This is a genomic window from Pseudomonas sp. D1-36, assembly GCF_051132205.1.
In the GTDB taxonomy this organism is placed as follows: domain Bacteria; phylum Pseudomonadota; class Gammaproteobacteria; order Pseudomonadales; family Pseudomonadaceae; genus Aquipseudomonas.
Window position 1 is genome coordinate 1,043,644 of record NZ_CP071674.1, and the last position, 15,026, is coordinate 1,058,669.

Here is a 15,026-nt window from a genome sequence, read left to right on the forward strand (position 1 = left end):
GGAATGGAGCTCTATACGTATTACCGTTCCACTTCGTCCTACCGGGTGCGTATTGCCTTGGCGCTCAAGGGCCTGGATTACCAGGCCCTGCCCGTCAACCTGATCGCCGCGCCGGGGGGCGAGCATCGCCAGCCGGCGTACCTGGCAATCAATCCACAGGGGCGGGTACCGGCGCTGCGCACCGATGAGGGGGCGCTGCTGGTGCAATCGCCGGCCATCATCGAATACCTGGAGGAACGTTATCCACAGGTGCCGCTGTTCAGCGGCGACCTTGCGACCCGCGCCCATGAACGTGGCGTCGCGGCGCTGATCGGTTGCGATATCCATCCCCTGCACAACGTCAGCGTGCTCAACAAGCTGCGCAAATGGGGACACGATGAAACGCAGGTGACTGAGTGGATCGCGGACTGGATCAGCCAGGGGCTGACGGCGGTGGAGCAATTGATTGGTGACAACGGCTACTGTTTCGGCGAATTGCCTGGCGTGGCGGATGTGTACCTGATCCCGCAGCTGTACGCCGCCGAGCGGTTCAATGTTTCATTGCAAGCCTACCCGCGGATCCGCCGTATCGCGGCGTTGGCGGCTGGGCATGAGGCCTTTACGCGGGCGCATCCGGCGAACCAGCCCGATACCCCTGCCTGATTTGGCATAAGGCGGCCTATCGCCGTCGCGAGCAAGCTCGCTCCCACACAGGGCACGCCAGACCCAAGCCCTTCGTGGGAGCTCGCTATGGCGATACAACAATCATCAAGATTCAAAAAGCCCGTTCAATGCACAATCGAATTGGGCGGCAGATGCCCCAGTCGCTCGGTCAAGCGCAGCCGTTGAATTGGATCTTCACTGAGCATCAAGGCATGCTCAAGGTCAAAACGTTCGGCGTTGGGGCAGTCGAGCCGTTGATAGAGGCTGGCGCGCGCCAGGTAGTCGGCGGCGTTGGCGTTGCCCATTTCCAAGACGCGTTCGGCGTCGATCAGTGCCGCAATGTAATCATCATTGGCCAGATGCAATTGCCGCAGGTTGCGCGACAACCGTTGCAGCATTTGCATCGGCTCGGCATTGATCAGATGTTCAGCCTTGAGCTGCAGGTTCGGGCCATATTGGCGTTGCAGTAATTCCCGGCAATCGTTGGGGTACAACCGACGGCCACCGCATGGGTCGAGCAGATGATCGGCGCCGGGCACCCGCAACAGGAAATGGCCGGGAAAGTTGACGCCCGCCAGCGGGATTTCCAAGCCGCGAGCCAGTTCCAAGGCTATCAGGCCCAGGGCTAGCGGCTGGCCGTGCTTGCGCGCCAGGACCTTGTCCAGCAACGCCGCGCGAGGGCGTAGCGGGGCGGAGTCGTCCTGTGCGAAACCCAGGTCATTGAGGCGTCGAAGCAACGGTTGGCCCAGTTCGCTGGCCGGCAGCATGGGCAGGCCATGGCTGACGTGCCGTTGCAGCTCCTGAAACACCTGCAGCAACGCCGGTACGTCCACTTCTCGATCGTGTTCGGCGGCAATCCATAGCGCGGCTTCGAACAACGCCGGTGGGGAACGGTGCAGACAGTCAAAAAAGGCTTGGCGCGGCTTCATCACAGTCTCCGGACTATGCCTCGTTTTAGCTCTGCCGTGGCTTTTCGTCCAGTCTCGCAAATACGCAGTAACAGGTTATGCCTAAAAAGCTGCGCGACACTTGGGCTTATTCCGGCGTGCTCCAGCAAATTTCGACCGCGCGCCTATACTGGCGAAACAGACAAAAGTGATTCGGGAGCCTGTCGATGTTTGCTCTCATGCAAAGCTCCCGCCTTGAATCGCTGCACTTGAGCGTAGACCCGGCAAGCGGGTTGAAGGCGGTGATTGCCATTCATTGCAGCCGTCCGGGGCCTGCCCTGGGTGGCTGTCGTTATCTTTCCTACCCCGACGACGAAAGTGCCGTGGCGGATGCGGTGCGCCTGGCCCAAGGCATGAGCTATAAAGCCGCCTTGGCTGGTTTGCCGGTGGGTGGGGGAGTGGCGGTCATCATGCGTCCGGCGCATGTCGACAGCCGGGCCGCACTGTTCGAAGCCTTCGGGCGCTGCATCGAGCAGTTGGACGGACGCTACATCACCGCCATCGACAGCGGCACGTCCGTGGCCGACATGGATTGTATTGCCCAGCAGACCCGTCATGTCACTAGCACCACCGCCGCGGGAGACCCGGCGCCCCACGCGGCGATGGGCGTTTTCGCCGGCATCCGTGCCACGGCCATGGCCCGCCTGGGCAGCGATAACCTGGAGAGCCTGCGGGTTGCCATCCAGGGCCTGGGCAATGTCGGTTATGCCCTGGCCGAACAACTGCACGCAGCGGGCGCGGAATTGCTGGTCAGCGACATCGATCCCGGCAAGGTCCAATTGGCAATGGAACAATTGGGCGCCCATCCCATTGCCAACGATGCCTTGCTCAGTACCCCTTGCGACATCCTGGCGCCGTGCGGTCTCGGCGGCGTGTTGAACAGCCACAGCGTGGCGCAACTGCGCTGCTCGGCGGTGGCGGGCTCGGCTCATAATCAATTGAGCAATCTGCAAGTCGCTGATCAGCTGGAAAGGCGCGGGATCCTTTATGCCCCGGACTACGTCATCAACTCAGGCGGCCTGATCTACGTCGCCCTGAAGCACCGCGGTGAAGAATTGCCAACCATCACCGCGCACCTGTCGAAGATCGGTGCGCGGCTCACGGAAGTCTACGCCCACGCCCAGGCGGAAAAACGCTCGCCGGCCCGAGTGGCCGACGAATTGGCGGAGCGTTTGTTGTACCGATAAAAAAAGATCGCAGCCTTCGACAGCGTGTGCATGGAATATCTAATGCACGCGCTGCCGAAGGCTGCGATCTGTTGGTTCATTCGTCCGACGGATTGAGCAATTCGGACAGGGCGTCCGGCTGGCTCTTGAATGCCTTGGCGAATACATCGCGATTCTTCGCCATGTAGATTCCTGCTTCCTCCACCTGTTGCTCGCTCAGCGATGGAACGGCTTTTTGCAACACCTCGGCCAGCAATTCGGCGAGCTCCAGCATTTTGTCATGACGGTCAGCTTCGGCTTTATCCATGAACAAGCGCTCCAGATCTCGGCTGCTGCGGTATACCACTTCGACGGCCATTCACCACCTCACATGCCTTCACATTGGTTTGTCTGTGTGACTACTGTATTTATATACAGGGCAAAGAATAAGCGAATCCTTTCCCTTTGGGTAGTGGCTTTTTAATGTAGACCGGTTTCCAGACTTGTCGCGCACGCCATGTTGGTGCTCGGCGTGGCCGATTCAGGTCGGCACGTGTCGAATACCAGCCCATCGCCATCTCATCTCTGACAATGGCCTTTTTTCTGCATGCAGAAAACCGTCACGTCCATCCCGCATCATCCGGTCGAGTCGACCTAAGGAAACTACATCGTGAAAATCAACTGGGCCGAGAACCTGCGCCAGAACGTGCATCAACTGGCCGAATCCCTGGGCAACCTGTTCGTCGAGACGTTCCATTACCTGGCGTTGTTCGCCATCGGTGCGGTGACCGCCTGGGCGGCGGTGATGGAGTTTATGCAGATGATCGAGGTGGGGCACATCAAGATCGACGATATCTTGCTGTTGTTCATCTATCTGGAACTGGGGGCAATGGTCGGGATTTACTTCAAGACCAACCACATGCCGGTGCGTTTCCTGATCTACGTGGCAATCACCGCGCTGACGCGACTGTTGATTTCCAACGTCTCCCACCACAGCCCGCCGGACCTGGGAATCATCTACCTGTGCGGCGGCATTTTGTTGCTGGCGTTTGCGATTCTGGTGGTGCGCTACGCCTCGTCGCAGTTTCCGTCGGTAAAGATCGAACATCCGCACCGCAAGATCGGTGCGGGTTCCAGCGAGCATTCGGAGGTTGAGAAAGGCGAGATCTAAACGCCGACAGCGGAGGGTGCCGGGCCTTGTGATTGCGGTGGTGGCACCTTGATGTTGTCGCCGCCGGTCATGGCCTCGAGAATCGCTACGGCGCTATGGCCCTGTTCGATGGCAATGCCGAACTGGATGCTTTGCACCAGGCGTCGAAGCCGTTCCGGATCGTTGCGTTGCTGGGCGCTGATCATGCGCTTGGCGACGATGCGCCCGCCCTTGGACAGGGTCAGCATGATGCTGCCATCCAGGCCCTGGATGCTCAAGTTGATTTGGTATTGCGGCGCGAAGGCGTCCGTAATGATCTGAAAAGGATTGTCCATGATGCGTCACCGCCTGATTGAACGTGCAGTTGTTGACCGGCCTTGATCGGGATTAGTTCGCAACACCGGACCGTCGGCCATTCCATGTTCGTGTTCATCCAGCAATCGAGGGGCCGGGCAGGCGATGGATCGGTAGATCCCTGCCTGCGGCAGCTCCGCCATGAAGTTTGCAAGGCGCATGCCGGAATAACTTCGGACCAATGAGCCGGGGGGCGGGCTGGCGAATGCTCTGCGATGCAGGTCTGGGCGTAGCCCTTTTCAGGGCAACGAGGGGCGGATGTTCCCTTGCGGTGCAGGCTAAAGAGAGGATTGTCGGGAGGGATGCGTGGCGAGGCAACTCCCGACATTAACAGCGCTTCTGGCGATTGTCCGGCTTTATTTGCAAATGAATATTTATCTTTTTTTGGGGCTTGAATTGTTCCGCTGCCAGCCCGACTCTGTATTCAAGGGGCCGTTGCGCTAACGTCGATGGGCCCCTGGCGAGCTAGCCGAAATAAGGGATGAACTATGCAAATCCAAGTCAACAGCGATAACCATATTCAAAGCAGCATCCGACTGGAGGAGTGGGTACGTACTACCATTGAAAGCACGCTCGAACGTTACGAAGAAGACCTGACACGGGTCGAGGTTCATTTGGGGGATGAGAACGGCGACAAGCCTGGTCCCCACGATTTGCGATGCCAGCTTGAAGCCCGGCCAAAAGGCCATCAGCCAATTTCGGTGACACACAAGGCTGAATCGCTGGAACTTGCCATCGAAGGTGCTGCCACCAAGCTGGAACATAAGCTGGAGCATCTGTTCGGAAAATTACGCGGCAAGCGTGGCGCCGGCAATGGCCAGACAGAATCGATTGCCCTGGCCGATGCAATGCTGGAGGAAGAATTCCTGGAAAACGAACGAGCCGCGCTCAACGGCTGATCCTTCCGTCTATCGAGACGTCTGACTGAAAACGGGCCTGCAATCGCAGGCCCGTTTACGTTCAGCGCAAAAATGCCTGTCGATATTCTCCGGGCGTCGCGCCCAGGGACTGGCGAAAGCGATTGGCGAAATGACTGGCGCTGGCGAATCCGCAGGCCAGCGCCACGTCGCCCAACGGCTGTGGGGTGGTGCGCAGCAGGTGTCGCGCCCGTGAAAGGCGCCGCGCCAGCAGATACTGATGGGGCGGGAGCCCAAAGCTCTCGCGAAACATCCTGGCGAAATGGTATTCGGACAAGGCACACAGGGCTGCCAGTTGCCCAAGGCTGACGGCCTCGCCCAGATGACTGTCGATGTAGTCCACCAGCAGACGCCGTTGATGAGGCGCCAACCCTCCCTTCAAGCGCAGCCCCTGGCGCGGGCTGACCTGGCTGAGCAGCAGATGACCGAGCAGGTCGTGGGCCAGGCTGGTGCAGAGCAGGCGTTCGGCGGGCTCTTCCCAGTTCAGGCTGATCAACTGATGAAAGCGCCGCGCTTGCTGTGGGTCGTCAAGGAAGGTCGCCTCGTGCAACTGCACCTGCCGGGGTTCGCGGTCGAGCAAAGTGACGCAACCGACGGCAAATTGTTCGGAACTGAAATACAGATGGGCAAGACGGATATCGCCATTGATGACCCACGCCGACTCATGCCCGGCCGGCAAGACGCAGAGCTTGCCCGGCGCCCCGGTGGTATCGGGCCGCTCGCGACGAAACGTACCGGTGCCACCGGCGATGTAGCATGACAGGGTATGGTGAGTCGGCGCCTCGTAATCCCGGGCGTCGTGATGATTGCTCCACAAGGCAGCCGCCATGCCGTCACCGAGCTCGGCGCTGTGCTCGAGGCGAGCATTGGGCGAGCTGTTGAGGGCTTGGAAGACTTGTAGGGTTTGCAGCGTGGCCATGATCGGTTCTCCAACGCTTGCATCCTACTCTGTCGAAAGCCCGGTGCCAGCCCGTCACCGGTAAAAACCGCAAGTTTGCGCAAGCGCGGGGCAGGTGTCGGCATGACACTGGAGGCCAATGCCAGGAGTTACCGTCATGAACCTTTCGTTGTATCTGCTCACCGTGCTCATATGGGGCACTACCTGGATCGCCCTGAAGTTGCAGCTAGGCGTCGTTGCCATCCCTGTGTCGATTGTCTACCGCTTCGGTCTTGCAGCGCTGATCCTGTTTGTAATGCTGTTGCTCAGCCGGCGCCTGCAAGTGATGAACCGGCGCGGCCACCTGATTTGCGTTGCGCAGGGGCTGTGCCTGTTCTGCGTCAACTTCATGTGTTTCCTCACCGCGAGCCAGTGGATTCCCAGTGGGCTGATCGCCGTGGTGTTCTCCACCGCAACCCTCTGGAACGCTCTGAATGCCCGGGTGTTCTTCGGCCAGCGGATCGCCCGTAATGTCTTGCTGGGCGGAGCCTTGGGATTGTTGGGATTGGGGCTGCTGTTCTGGCCGGAACTGGCTGGCCACAGCGCAAGCCCGCAGACGTTGCTAGGGTTGGGGTTGGCGCTGCTGGGCACCTTGTGTTTCTCGGCGGGCAACATGCTTTCGAGCTTGCAACAGAAGGCCGGCCTCAAGCCGTTGACCACCAATGCATGGGGCATGGCATATGGGGCGACGATGCTGGCGGTATGGTGCCTGTTCAACGGCATACCATTCGACATGGAATGGAACGTGCGATATGTCGGCTCGCTGCTGTACTTGGTGATCCCGGGCTCGGTCATCGGTTTTACCGCCTACCTGACCTTGGTCGGCCGCATGGGGCCAGAGCGAGCAGCGTATTGCACGGTCCTGTTCCCGGTGGTGGCGCTGAACGTCTCGGCATTCGCCGAAGGCTATCAATGGACGGCGCCAGCGCTGGTTGGGCTGCTGTTCGTGATGCTGGGCAATGTGCTGGTGTTTCGCAAAGTGCGCCCGGTCGCTATGAAGGTTGCCTTGGGTGCCCGCTGAGCGGGCAAGGATGCAGGCCCGCTGGGGCGGGCCTGGAGTGTGTTTATTTCCAGACTTGCGGGTTGACCAGGTTCGCCGGTCGATCGCCCATCAAGGCGCTGCGCAAGTTTTCCACAGCGAGATTGGCCATGGCCTCACGGGTTTCGTGAGTAGCCGAGCCGATATGGGGCAAAGTCACCGCATTCTTCAACTGGAACAGCGGCGAAGCGGCCAGTGGCTCTTTTTCATAGACATCCAGCCCGGCGCCGCGAATGCGGTTGTTCTGCAAGGCTTCGATCAACGCCGGCTCGTCCACCACGGGGCCCCGGGAGATGTTGACCAGGATAGCGCTCGGTTTCATCAGGGCCAGCTCGCGTTGGCCTATCAGGTGGCGGGTCTTCTCGCTCAAGGGCACCACGAGGCAGACGAAGTCCGCTTCGGCCAGCAACTGGTCCAGGGAGCGGAATTGCGCGCCCAGCTGATTTTCCAGATCAACCTTGCGGCTGTTCCCGCTGTACAGGATTGGCATGTTGAAGCCCAGTCGACCACGCCGGGCGATGGCCGCGCCAATGTTGCCCATGCCGACGATGCCCAGAGTCTTGCCGTGCACATCGCTGCCGAACAGCTGCGGCCCGACTGACGCCTGCCACTGTCCGGCCTTGGTCCAGGCGTCCAGTTCAGCGACGCGGCGGGCGCTGCTCATCAGCAGGGCGAAGGCCAGGTCGGCCGTGCTTTCAGTGAGCACGTCGGGGGTATTGGTGAGCATGATCCCGCGTTCGTTGAAATACGCCAGGTCATAATTGTCGTAACCCACCGACACGCTGGAAACCACTTCCAGTTTCGTCGCGTTCTGCAGTTGCTCGCGGCCAAGCTTGCGACCGACACCGATCAGTCCGTGGACGTGGGGCAGGGCTTCGTTGAACTGCGCGTTGATGTCGCCGTTCGCTGGGTTGGGCACGATCACGTCGAAGTCCTGTCGCAGGCGCTCGATCATGGGAGGCGTGATACGGCTGAAGGCAAGTACGGTTTTTTTCATCGTGCAAGGCTCTCTGCATGGGATACCAAGCACGCTAACATTCTTGGCGCGGGTTAGGCGAGAGGCGGGGAGTAATCGCAGCAGCGCAAGTCCTTTATGGGGGCGAGCTTGCTCGCGATAGCGGTGCATCAGGCACCGGGAGCTTGGCAAAGATATCGCCATCGCGAGCAAGCTCGCTCCCACTGGTAGTCTCTACGAAATCAGGCGGCCCGCAGGGAAATGAAGGCGTAATTGGCCGGTGCCTCGGTGACCACGCTTGCGCCACTGGCCGTGACCTGGCTGGCGATATCATCTCCCGACAAGTGGAACTGCCACTCGGCTTGCTGCTCCAGTGGCTGCAAACGGGCCTGGTCGATAGCCACGGCAAAGGCCGCCATGTCCGGCAGATACGCGGTAAACCCGTCGCCTTTCAGCGCAGTGGTGTGGATGCCCAGGGACGCGCATATGCGCGCCTTGGTGCCGATTTCGTCACGATCGGCCTGGCGTGAACGAGCGATCAGCCCGGCCAGTTCCGGGTCAACCAGCTCCCCACCGATGATTAACTTCGGGCCCGTTTCCCACGACTCCGGCGGGCAATCCTTGGCGGCGGGATTGAGCGGGATATGCGGGTTGATTTCCATGGGATAGATACGACACACCAGGGGGCGGCGTTCGTAGATACGGCAAAGATTGTCGGCGTCCAGGTTATGGCAGGGGCCGGCGTTATAAGCGGCGAAGGTGATCGCCACCAGGGCTTCGCTCGTGCCACTGCGCACGACGGTGGAACGGCGTTCGGCATGTTCGCGTTGAGCCACCGGCAAGCCGAGGCCATTGGGCAGGAAGGCCTCGGCCAGGACGATCACCTGGCCGCCATCATTGGCCCACATCCGCGCCTCGTCGAGGGTCAGGGGGACGTGGTGACCGGTGCAGCATTTACCACACCCTACACAGGAAAACGTTGTGTTCATTGACTGACCGAATGGGAAAGGCTGGAAGGCGTCGGAAAAACGCCGGCTGAGCCCTGCGTAGCAAATTATGCGCCAGTCACCGGGCAGGACCGGCCGGACGGATCGAGTCCCATTCGGTCACGACCGCGGTCTTGGTTTTCTTGCGGTAAAGGCACAGCTCGGTGCCGGTGGCGCCGTTCATGTGTTTCTGAGGGTACTGGCCTTGCAGCAACAGCGCGGTGTAGCCGACCCGGTCGTCGAATTGAGCGGCGGTGCCGACCGGTTCGGCGTTCTTCAATCCACTGGCCTTGACGCAGCTGGCGAGCACTTTTTTGTCGTAGGCGGCCCAGGCATCGGAGCTCGATGCATGAACCTGCGAAGACACCGCGGCCAGGGCGAAAAGAATCAGGGTAGGGGCTTTCATCAGGAAAATCCTTGTACTGGGATGCCAAAACAAGAGTATGCCTGAGGTTGCAAGAGAGGGCTGTTATCGAGGCTGATCGCGGTCTCGTTGTGCCTAAAAGCGACAACGAAACCTGCGATCGGCGCCGGTGAAATCAACGACCTTGTTCGGCAACGGCCTTGGCCGCCGTGATCAGGCATTTGGTCAGTTCGGGCGAAGAGAACTTGGTGAGTACGCCGTTGGCGCCGGCCAGCCGGGCTTTTTCGCTGTTCATCGCGCTGTCGAGCGACGTGTGCAGCAGCACGTAGATATGCGCGAAATCGGGCGTTTCGCGCAGGGTCCGAGTGAGGGCGTAGCCATCCATCTCCGACATCTCGATGTCCGAAACGATCAGGTTGATCTCCTGTGCGGTGCCTTGCAGTTCCAGCAGGCAGTCAATGGCTTCCTTGGCGCTGCGTGCGGTGTGGCATTGCAGGCCCAGGTTGCGCAGGGTATGCACCGATTGTTGCAACGCGACCTGGCTGTCGTCGACCACCAGAATTCGAGCATCGCCGAGCACTTCGGCGTCTTCCATGCTCAGCTCGGTCGGCGCTGTCTCGATTTGCGCCGGGGCGATGCCGTGGATGACTTTTTCGATATCCAACACCTGCACCAAGGTGCCATCCACCGAGGTCACGCCGGTAATGAACGCCCGTACGCCGCCAGAGCCGTAGGGCGGTGGCTTGATGTCTGTCGTCAGGCAATGGACGATCTTGCTCACCGCCTGTACGTGCAGCCCTTGTTTGGAGCGGCTGACGTCCGTCACGATCAGGCAGCCGCCGTCCGGGTCTTCGAGCGGCCGCTCGCCGATGGCACGGCTCAGGTCGATCACCGACAACGATGCCCCGCGCAGCGTGGCGATGCCTTTGACGTGCGGATGCGACTCCGGCAGCTTGGTCAGGGGCGGACAGGGAATGATTTCACTGACCTTGAGCAGGTTGATCGCCATCAGCTTGCCGCTGCGCAAGGTAAAGAGCAGAAGCGAAAGAGAATCTGCGCGGGCTTTGTTGGAGGACATAAAAACCTTCTGTTGAAAAGGTGGGGCGAGCGCGAACATCGCCAAGACAGCTTTTGATAACGGGTTATCGACGTGTTGAGGGCAGGCTTTAGGGCGAAAGCCATAGATGGCCGATTACCAGGGCGGGCGTGTCGCTACTTCAAGCCCAGCCGCTTCGCCATTCGTCCCAGATTGGCCCGGTCCAGGCCCAGCTCACGGGCCGCGCTGGCCCAGTTATGCTGATGGCGTTCCAGGCAGGCGTTGATCATCTGCCGCTGGTAGTTCTCCGTGGCCTGGCGTAAATCCCCTGTCACCGGCACCGTGCAAGTGGATGCTGGGCCGGCGGTAGGAAGGTCTTTCGGCGCGGCATGGGGCAAGTCAAGGTCATTGGCGCTCAAGCTGAGGATTTTCGGTCGTACCGGATGGTTGCCCAAAGCTTTCAACGCGCTGCGACCGATCAGGTGTTCCAGCTCGCGCACGTTGCCAGGCCAATCGTAGGCCAGGAGTGCGGCTTGGGCGTCGCTGGTCAAGCGCAGGCTGCCCAGGCCCATGCGTGAACGGTTCTGCTCGAGGAAAAAACCGGCAAGAAGCAGCACGTCGCGTCCGCGGTCGCGCAGCGCGGGCACCTGTAGCGGGTACACACTCAGTCGATGATAGAAATCGGCCCGGTAACGGCCGTTGCGCACTTCTTTGGCGAGGTCGCGATTGGTGGCCGCGATCAGACGCACGTCGACGCGGTGTTCCTTGTCCGAGCCCAGGCGTTGCAACTGCCCACTTTGCAGGACGCGCAATAATTTGGCCTGGACAGTCAAGGACAGCTCGCCCACCTCATCGAGGAACAACGTGCCGCCATCGGCCAGTTCGAACTTGCCCCGACGGTCGTTGGTGGCACCGGTGAAAGCACCGCGTACATGGCCAAACAGCTCGCTCTCCACCAGGGTATCCGGAAGGGCGGCACAATTGAGGCTGATCATCGGCTGGTCGGCACGGTTGGAGGCGGCGTGAATGGCTTGGGCGACCAATTCCTTGCCGACCCCGGTTTCGCCGGTGATCAGCACCGTCAGGTCGCTGCCACCCACGAGCTTGATTTCCTCCACCAGGCGTTTGTGGGCCTTGCTTTGGCCGACCATGTCGCGATGCTGCTGGCCGCTCGCCTGACGATAGACCTCGGCGCGGTGATGCTCGTCTTCAGCCTTCAAGGCCAGCCGCTCGATACGTTCGGCAGCGCTGACCGTGGCCGCGGCGAGGCTGGCGAAGGCTTGCAAGGCGCTCAGGTCGATAGGCTCAAAGCGTTCCGGGTCCAGCGAGTCCAGCGTCAGCAAGCCCCACGGCTGCTCATCGACGAACAGCGGGCAACCCATGCAGTCATGCACTTCCAGATGCTCGTCCAAGCCTTCGACCAGCCCATCGTAAGGGTCGGGCAGGTCGCTGTCGGTTGCAAAGCGAGTGGGTAGCGGATTGCCTAGCAATGCCTCGAAGCGGGGGTGTTCGCTGATGCGGAACCGGCGCCCCAGCGTATCGGTACTCAAGCCATCCACCGCCAGCGGCACGAGGCAATCCCCATCCAGGCGCAACAGCGCGGCGGCATCGCACGGCAGCAGGGCGCGCAGGGCGCCGAGCAAGCGGCGGTAGCGCTCGCCCTCCGGCAGCTCGCGGGAGAGGTCTGCCACCAGTGGCAGCAGTGACGTTAGCAGGGAGGTCGCGGTCATAATGACTCCATCTGGTCGTAATGACTATAAACGCTGCCGTGTCTTTATGACTATGTTGTTTTCAACTTACTGAAAAACAAGCATAAATTTTCTGGCATGGAATGTGATAAACAAGATATCAGTTATCTATGTCACGTGAGGGGTTTACCCATGCTGAGTCAAGAACAGCGCGCCATCATTCGTTCCACCGTTCCGTTGCTCGAGAGCGGCGGGGAAGCGCTCATCACTCATTTCTACCGCATGATGTTGTCCGAATATCCACAAGTGCGCCCACTGTTCAATCAGGCTCACCAAGCCAGCGGCGACCAGCCTCGGGCGCTGGCCAATGGCGTGCTGATGTACGCCCGGCATATCGATCAGCTCGACCAACTGGGCGACCTGGTGGCGAAAATCGTCAATAAGCATGTCGCCTTGCAGATTCAACCCGAGCATTACCCGATTGTCGGCGCCTGCCTGCTGCGGGCGATTGCCGAGGTGCTGGGCGAAGAAATCGCCACGCCTGAAGTGATTTCGGCATGGGGCGCCGCCTATAACCAATTGGCCGATATCCTGATCGGTTCCGAAGCTGGCCTGTATGACCAGAAGGCCGCGGCACCGGGTGGCTGGCGCGGTGAGCGGGCGTTTATCCTGGTCGACAAGGTACAGGAGAGCGCGGAAATCACTTCGTTCTACTTCGAGCCGGCAGACAAGGGGCCCATCCTGCAAGCGGAGCCAGGCCAGTACATCGGCATGAAGCTGCTCCTGGATGGCGAGGAAGTACGCCGCAACTATTCCTTGTCGGCGCTTGCTGACAATGGTCGGTACCGCATCAGCGTCAAGCGCGAGGCGGGTGGCCGGGTGTCCAACTACCTGCACGACCATTTCCCGATCGGCAGCGGCATCCAGCTGTTTCCGCCGTCCGGAGACTTCTACCTCACCGACAGCGACAAGCCTTTGGTGCTGATCAGCGGGGGCGTTGGCATCACTCCGACCCTGGCGATGTTGCAGGCGGCATTGCAAACCGAACGCCCGGTGCATTTCATCCACTGCGCGCGCAACGGCCGTGTACATGCCTTCCGCGACTGGATCGACGACCTGGCCGGGCGGCATCCGCAACTCAAGCGCTTCTATTGCTACGACGAGCATGACGGCACGAGCCCTGCGGCTGACAAGGTGGGGCTGTTGAGCCAGGATCAACTGGCGCAATGGCTGCCGGAACAGCGTGACCTGGACGTCTATTTCCTTGGACCGAAAGGTTTCATGGCGGCGATCAAGCGCCATCTCAAGGCCTTGGGCGTGCCGGCGGAGCAAAGCCGCTACGAGTTCTTCGGGCCGGCGGCGGCTTTGGAATAGCCTTTATCGCGAGCAAGCTCGCTCCCACAGGGAATTGTGGCGCGCACAAAACTGTGTCGCTGCGATGAACATTGTGGGAGCGAGCCTGCTCGCGATAGCGGTAGCTCTGCCGACGCGCCATTGGAATTAATCCGCGCTTAACCCCCTTCCTGTTTATTCCCTCGATGCTGCCGGCTGCCGCTCGTTCACTATCTGCGTGTAGACTTCGGCCATCCGACAACGCGCCGAGCACAGTCATGCGGCGCGTCGATCCATGCAGATGAAGGGAAACGCAATGAGTGAACAAATGATGCGCCTGGGCCGTGAGCGGCGCTACCTGGTGTTGCTGGGGGTGATCTGCCTCGCACTGATCGGCGGCGCGCTGTATATGCAGGTCGTGCTGGGTGAGGCGCCATGCCCACTGTGCATCCTGCAACGCTATGCGTTGTTGCTGATCGCCCTCTTTGCCTTCATCGGTGCGGCCATGCGCACCCGCCGCAGCCTGACGATTTTCGAAGGGTTGGTCGTGCTGTGTGCGTTGGCCGGCGCGGGCGTGGCGGGGCATCACGTCTACACGCAGTTCTTTCCGGCGGTCAGTTGTGGCGTCGACGTCTTGCAGCCGATTGTCGATGACCTGCCACTGGCGAAGATCTTCCCGCTGGGTTTTCAGGTTGATGGTTTCTGCTCCACGCCGTATCCCCCTGTCCTGGGATTGTCGCTGGCGCAGTGGGCGTTGGTGGCATTCGTGTTGACCGCCGTGCTGGTGCCCTTGCTGGTGTCCCGTAATCGCAAAGCCCTACGCTAGAGTCGATCTGCACAGACGCCCCGGTTTTTTCACCAAGACCCGGGGCGTTTTTCATTTCGGCGCCGTCTGGGACCCGCCTTGATCCGAAGCAAGAATGCCCTGCGACGATGTGCGACACGTTGTCACACATCGTGCCTCTGCGTTCCTTTCAAGCGGTGAATTGACGCTGCAACCTGTAACAAAAAAACGGCCTGTTATCCTCCCAGACCGCAATATTGTCATCTTCCAAGCAGGCATTTTTAACAGCGAAGCGCCGTGACGCCTAGGCCCCGTAAAACGGGCGCTGACGGGTCATGCAAGCCCGGCGAAAACGTACGCAGCTGTCTAAATCGGGCGTAGTAGCCTTACGTTTTTTGGGGTTCTTGTTGAGAATGTATTTCGATAACATGCTGGCCCGTTGCAATATCGGCGATAGATTGTTGCCGGATCGGATAAAAATTATTTCGGGTTAAGACATGGTCTCCAACGCCGCAGCTCACTACAATCGCCCGCACCGATTTTCCGACCCGGCTCAGGCTTGAGCACGAGAGTGGTCGAAGGGCGCCAGCGCCCCATGCGACCCCAGGTGTCGGTGCCTCCAACTACCCGCACCAAATGGAATTGGGCTTGAGAACTAGGCCTTTGACCAACGAATAAGAACTCACTGCTGGCCCGGGATGTGTCGAACAGCCGCTGACGTTCGACGGGCAGCCCTTATTCAATCCAAGA

The 15,026-nt window shown here is 60.3% G+C and carries 16 protein-coding genes; 7 read left to right on the plus strand and 9 right to left on the minus strand.

Annotated elements, in window-relative coordinates; genetic code table 11:
* Nucleotides 1–3 precede the first annotated feature (3 nt).
* On the plus strand, nucleotides 4–642 hold the full coding sequence (maiA, locus tag J3P76_RS04650) for a maleylacetoacetate isomerase (protein ID WP_434701593.1): 639 nt from the start codon (nucleotides 4–6) through the stop codon (nucleotides 640–642).
* A gap of 125 nt (nucleotides 643–767) precedes the next feature.
* Here the strand turns inward: maiA and J3P76_RS04655 are convergent, their stop codons facing one another.
* Entirely contained in the window at nucleotides 768–1,571 is an 804-nt protein-coding gene (locus tag J3P76_RS04655; RefSeq protein WP_434560581.1) for a SirB1 family protein, read from the minus strand.
* Nucleotides 1,572–1,756: 185 nt separating this feature from the next.
* Here J3P76_RS04655 and J3P76_RS04660 point away from each other — a divergent pair, with 185 nt between their 5' ends.
* Nucleotides 1,757–2,776: a Glu/Leu/Phe/Val dehydrogenase dimerization domain-containing protein gene (locus J3P76_RS04660; RefSeq protein WP_434607708.1), complete on the plus strand. Its 1,020-nt coding sequence runs from the start codon at nucleotides 1,757–1,759 to the stop codon at nucleotides 2,774–2,776.
* A 76-nt stretch (nucleotides 2,777–2,852) separates the two neighbouring features.
* On the opposite strand, the gene J3P76_RS04665 is transcribed toward J3P76_RS04660, so the two are convergent.
* Complete coding sequence (locus J3P76_RS04665; RefSeq protein ID WP_003205410.1) at nucleotides 2,853–3,113, minus strand: YebG family protein; 261 nt, start codon at nucleotides 3,111–3,113, stop codon at nucleotides 2,853–2,855.
* A 291-nt stretch (nucleotides 3,114–3,404) separates the two neighbouring features.
* On the opposite strand from J3P76_RS04665, the gene J3P76_RS04670 reads away from it, so the two are divergent.
* Nucleotides 3,405–3,905 (plus strand): phosphate-starvation-inducible protein PsiE, encoded by a 501-nt coding sequence (locus J3P76_RS04670; RefSeq protein WP_434560577.1) that lies wholly within the window; start codon nucleotides 3,405–3,407, stop codon nucleotides 3,903–3,905.
* Here the strand turns inward: J3P76_RS04670 and J3P76_RS04675 are convergent.
* Nucleotides 3,902–4,219: a DUF3509 domain-containing protein gene (locus J3P76_RS04675; protein ID WP_420765471.1), complete on the minus strand. Its 318-nt coding sequence runs from the start codon at nucleotides 4,217–4,219 to the stop codon at nucleotides 3,902–3,904. The genes J3P76_RS04670 and J3P76_RS04675 overlap by 4 nt on opposite strands.
* 507 nt (nucleotides 4,220–4,726) lie before the next feature.
* On the opposite strand from J3P76_RS04675, the gene J3P76_RS04680 reads away from it, so the two are divergent.
* The gene (locus J3P76_RS04680) at nucleotides 4,727–5,137 is read left to right on the plus strand and encodes an HPF/RaiA family ribosome-associated protein (RefSeq protein ID WP_434675873.1); all 411 of its coding nucleotides are present in this window, start codon (nucleotides 4,727–4,729) and stop codon (nucleotides 5,135–5,137) included.
* Nucleotides 5,138–5,198: 61 nt separating this feature from the next.
* Here the strand turns inward: J3P76_RS04680 and J3P76_RS04685 are convergent, their stop codons facing one another.
* Nucleotides 5,199–6,074, minus strand: a complete 876-nt coding sequence (locus J3P76_RS04685) for an AraC family transcriptional regulator (protein WP_420765470.1) — start codon at nucleotides 6,072–6,074, stop codon at nucleotides 5,199–5,201.
* A gap of 136 nt (nucleotides 6,075–6,210) precedes the next feature.
* On the opposite strand from J3P76_RS04685, the gene J3P76_RS04690 reads away from it, so the two are divergent.
* Nucleotides 6,211–7,113 (plus strand): DMT family transporter, encoded by a 903-nt coding sequence (locus tag J3P76_RS04690; protein WP_420765469.1) that lies wholly within the window; start codon nucleotides 6,211–6,213, stop codon nucleotides 7,111–7,113.
* A 43-nt stretch (nucleotides 7,114–7,156) separates the two neighbouring features.
* On the opposite strand, the gene J3P76_RS04695 is transcribed toward J3P76_RS04690, so the two are convergent.
* From J3P76_RS04695 to norR, 5 genes are all read right to left on the minus strand, one after another.
* Nucleotides 7,157–8,128, minus strand: coding sequence for a 2-hydroxyacid dehydrogenase (locus tag J3P76_RS04695; protein WP_434675874.1), 972 nt, complete (start codon nucleotides 8,126–8,128; stop codon nucleotides 7,157–7,159).
* A gap of 200 nt (nucleotides 8,129–8,328) precedes the next feature.
* Nucleotides 8,329–9,075: a YkgJ family cysteine cluster protein gene (locus J3P76_RS04700; RefSeq protein WP_434675875.1), complete on the minus strand. Its 747-nt coding sequence runs from the start codon at nucleotides 9,073–9,075 to the stop codon at nucleotides 8,329–8,331.
* Between the two features lie 76 nt (nucleotides 9,076–9,151).
* A complete protein-coding gene (locus J3P76_RS04705) occupies nucleotides 9,152–9,478 on the minus strand; it encodes a hypothetical protein (protein WP_434675876.1) in 327 nt (108 codons plus the stop codon).
* Between the two features lie 133 nt (nucleotides 9,479–9,611).
* Nucleotides 9,612–10,514, minus strand: a complete 903-nt coding sequence (locus J3P76_RS04710) for a chemotaxis protein CheV (RefSeq protein WP_420765465.1) — start codon at nucleotides 10,512–10,514, stop codon at nucleotides 9,612–9,614.
* Nucleotides 10,515–10,648: 134 nt separating this feature from the next.
* Entirely contained in the window at nucleotides 10,649–12,202 is a 1,554-nt protein-coding gene (norR, locus tag J3P76_RS04715; protein ID WP_434675877.1) for a nitric oxide reductase transcriptional regulator NorR, read from the minus strand.
* A 150-nt stretch (nucleotides 12,203–12,352) separates the two neighbouring features.
* Here norR and hmpA point away from each other — a divergent pair, with 150 nt between their 5' ends.
* Together hmpA and J3P76_RS04725 are read left to right on the plus strand one after the other, a co-directional pair.
* Nucleotides 12,353–13,534 (plus strand): NO-inducible flavohemoprotein, encoded by a 1,182-nt coding sequence (hmpA, locus tag J3P76_RS04720; protein ID WP_434675878.1) that lies wholly within the window; start codon nucleotides 12,353–12,355, stop codon nucleotides 13,532–13,534.
* Between the two features lie 274 nt (nucleotides 13,535–13,808).
* Nucleotides 13,809–14,318: a disulfide bond formation protein B gene (locus J3P76_RS04725; protein ID WP_420765461.1), complete on the plus strand. Its 510-nt coding sequence runs from the start codon at nucleotides 13,809–13,811 to the stop codon at nucleotides 14,316–14,318.
* Nucleotides 14,319–15,026 lie beyond the last annotated feature (708 nt).

Bases quoted from the DNA above. Each gene is read 5' to 3' on its own strand.
- maiA (WP_434701593.1), top strand. From the start codon at position 4: ATGGAGCTCTATACGTATTACCGTTCCACTTCGTCCTACCGGGTGCGT.
- J3P76_RS04655 (WP_434560581.1), bottom strand. From the start codon at position 1,571: ATGAAGCCGCGCCAAGCCTTTTTTGACTGTCTGCACCGTTCCCCACCG.
- J3P76_RS04660 (WP_434607708.1), top strand. From the start codon at position 1,757: ATGTTTGCTCTCATGCAAAGCTCCCGCCTTGAATCGCTGCACTTGAGC.
- J3P76_RS04665 (WP_003205410.1), bottom strand. From the start codon at position 3,113: ATGGCCGTCGAAGTGGTATACCGCAGCAGCCGAGATCTGGAGCGCTTG.
- J3P76_RS04675 (WP_420765471.1), bottom strand. From the start codon at position 4,219: ATGGACAATCCTTTTCAGATCATTACGGACGCCTTCGCGCCGCAATAC.
- J3P76_RS04680 (WP_434675873.1), top strand. From the start codon at position 4,727: ATGCAAATCCAAGTCAACAGCGATAACCATATTCAAAGCAGCATCCGA.
- J3P76_RS04685 (WP_420765470.1), bottom strand. From the start codon at position 6,074: ATGGCCACGCTGCAAACCCTACAAGTCTTCCAAGCCCTCAACAGCTCG.
- J3P76_RS04690 (WP_420765469.1), top strand. From the start codon at position 6,211: ATGAACCTTTCGTTGTATCTGCTCACCGTGCTCATATGGGGCACTACC.
- J3P76_RS04695 (WP_434675874.1), bottom strand. From the start codon at position 8,128: ATGAAAAAAACCGTACTTGCCTTCAGCCGTATCACGCCTCCCATGATC.
- J3P76_RS04700 (WP_434675875.1), bottom strand. From the start codon at position 9,075: ATGAACACAACGTTTTCCTGTGTAGGGTGTGGTAAATGCTGCACCGGT.
- J3P76_RS04705 (WP_434675876.1), bottom strand. From the start codon at position 9,478: ATGAAAGCCCCTACCCTGATTCTTTTCGCCCTGGCCGCGGTGTCTTCG.
- J3P76_RS04710 (WP_420765465.1), bottom strand. From the start codon at position 10,514: ATGTCCTCCAACAAAGCCCGCGCAGATTCTCTTTCGCTTCTGCTCTTT.
- norR (WP_434675877.1), bottom strand. From the start codon at position 12,202: ATGACCGCGACCTCCCTGCTAACGTCACTGCTGCCACTGGTGGCAGAC.
- hmpA (WP_434675878.1), top strand. From the start codon at position 12,353: ATGCTGAGTCAAGAACAGCGCGCCATCATTCGTTCCACCGTTCCGTTG.
- J3P76_RS04725 (WP_420765461.1), top strand. From the start codon at position 13,809: ATGAGTGAACAAATGATGCGCCTGGGCCGTGAGCGGCGCTACCTGGTG.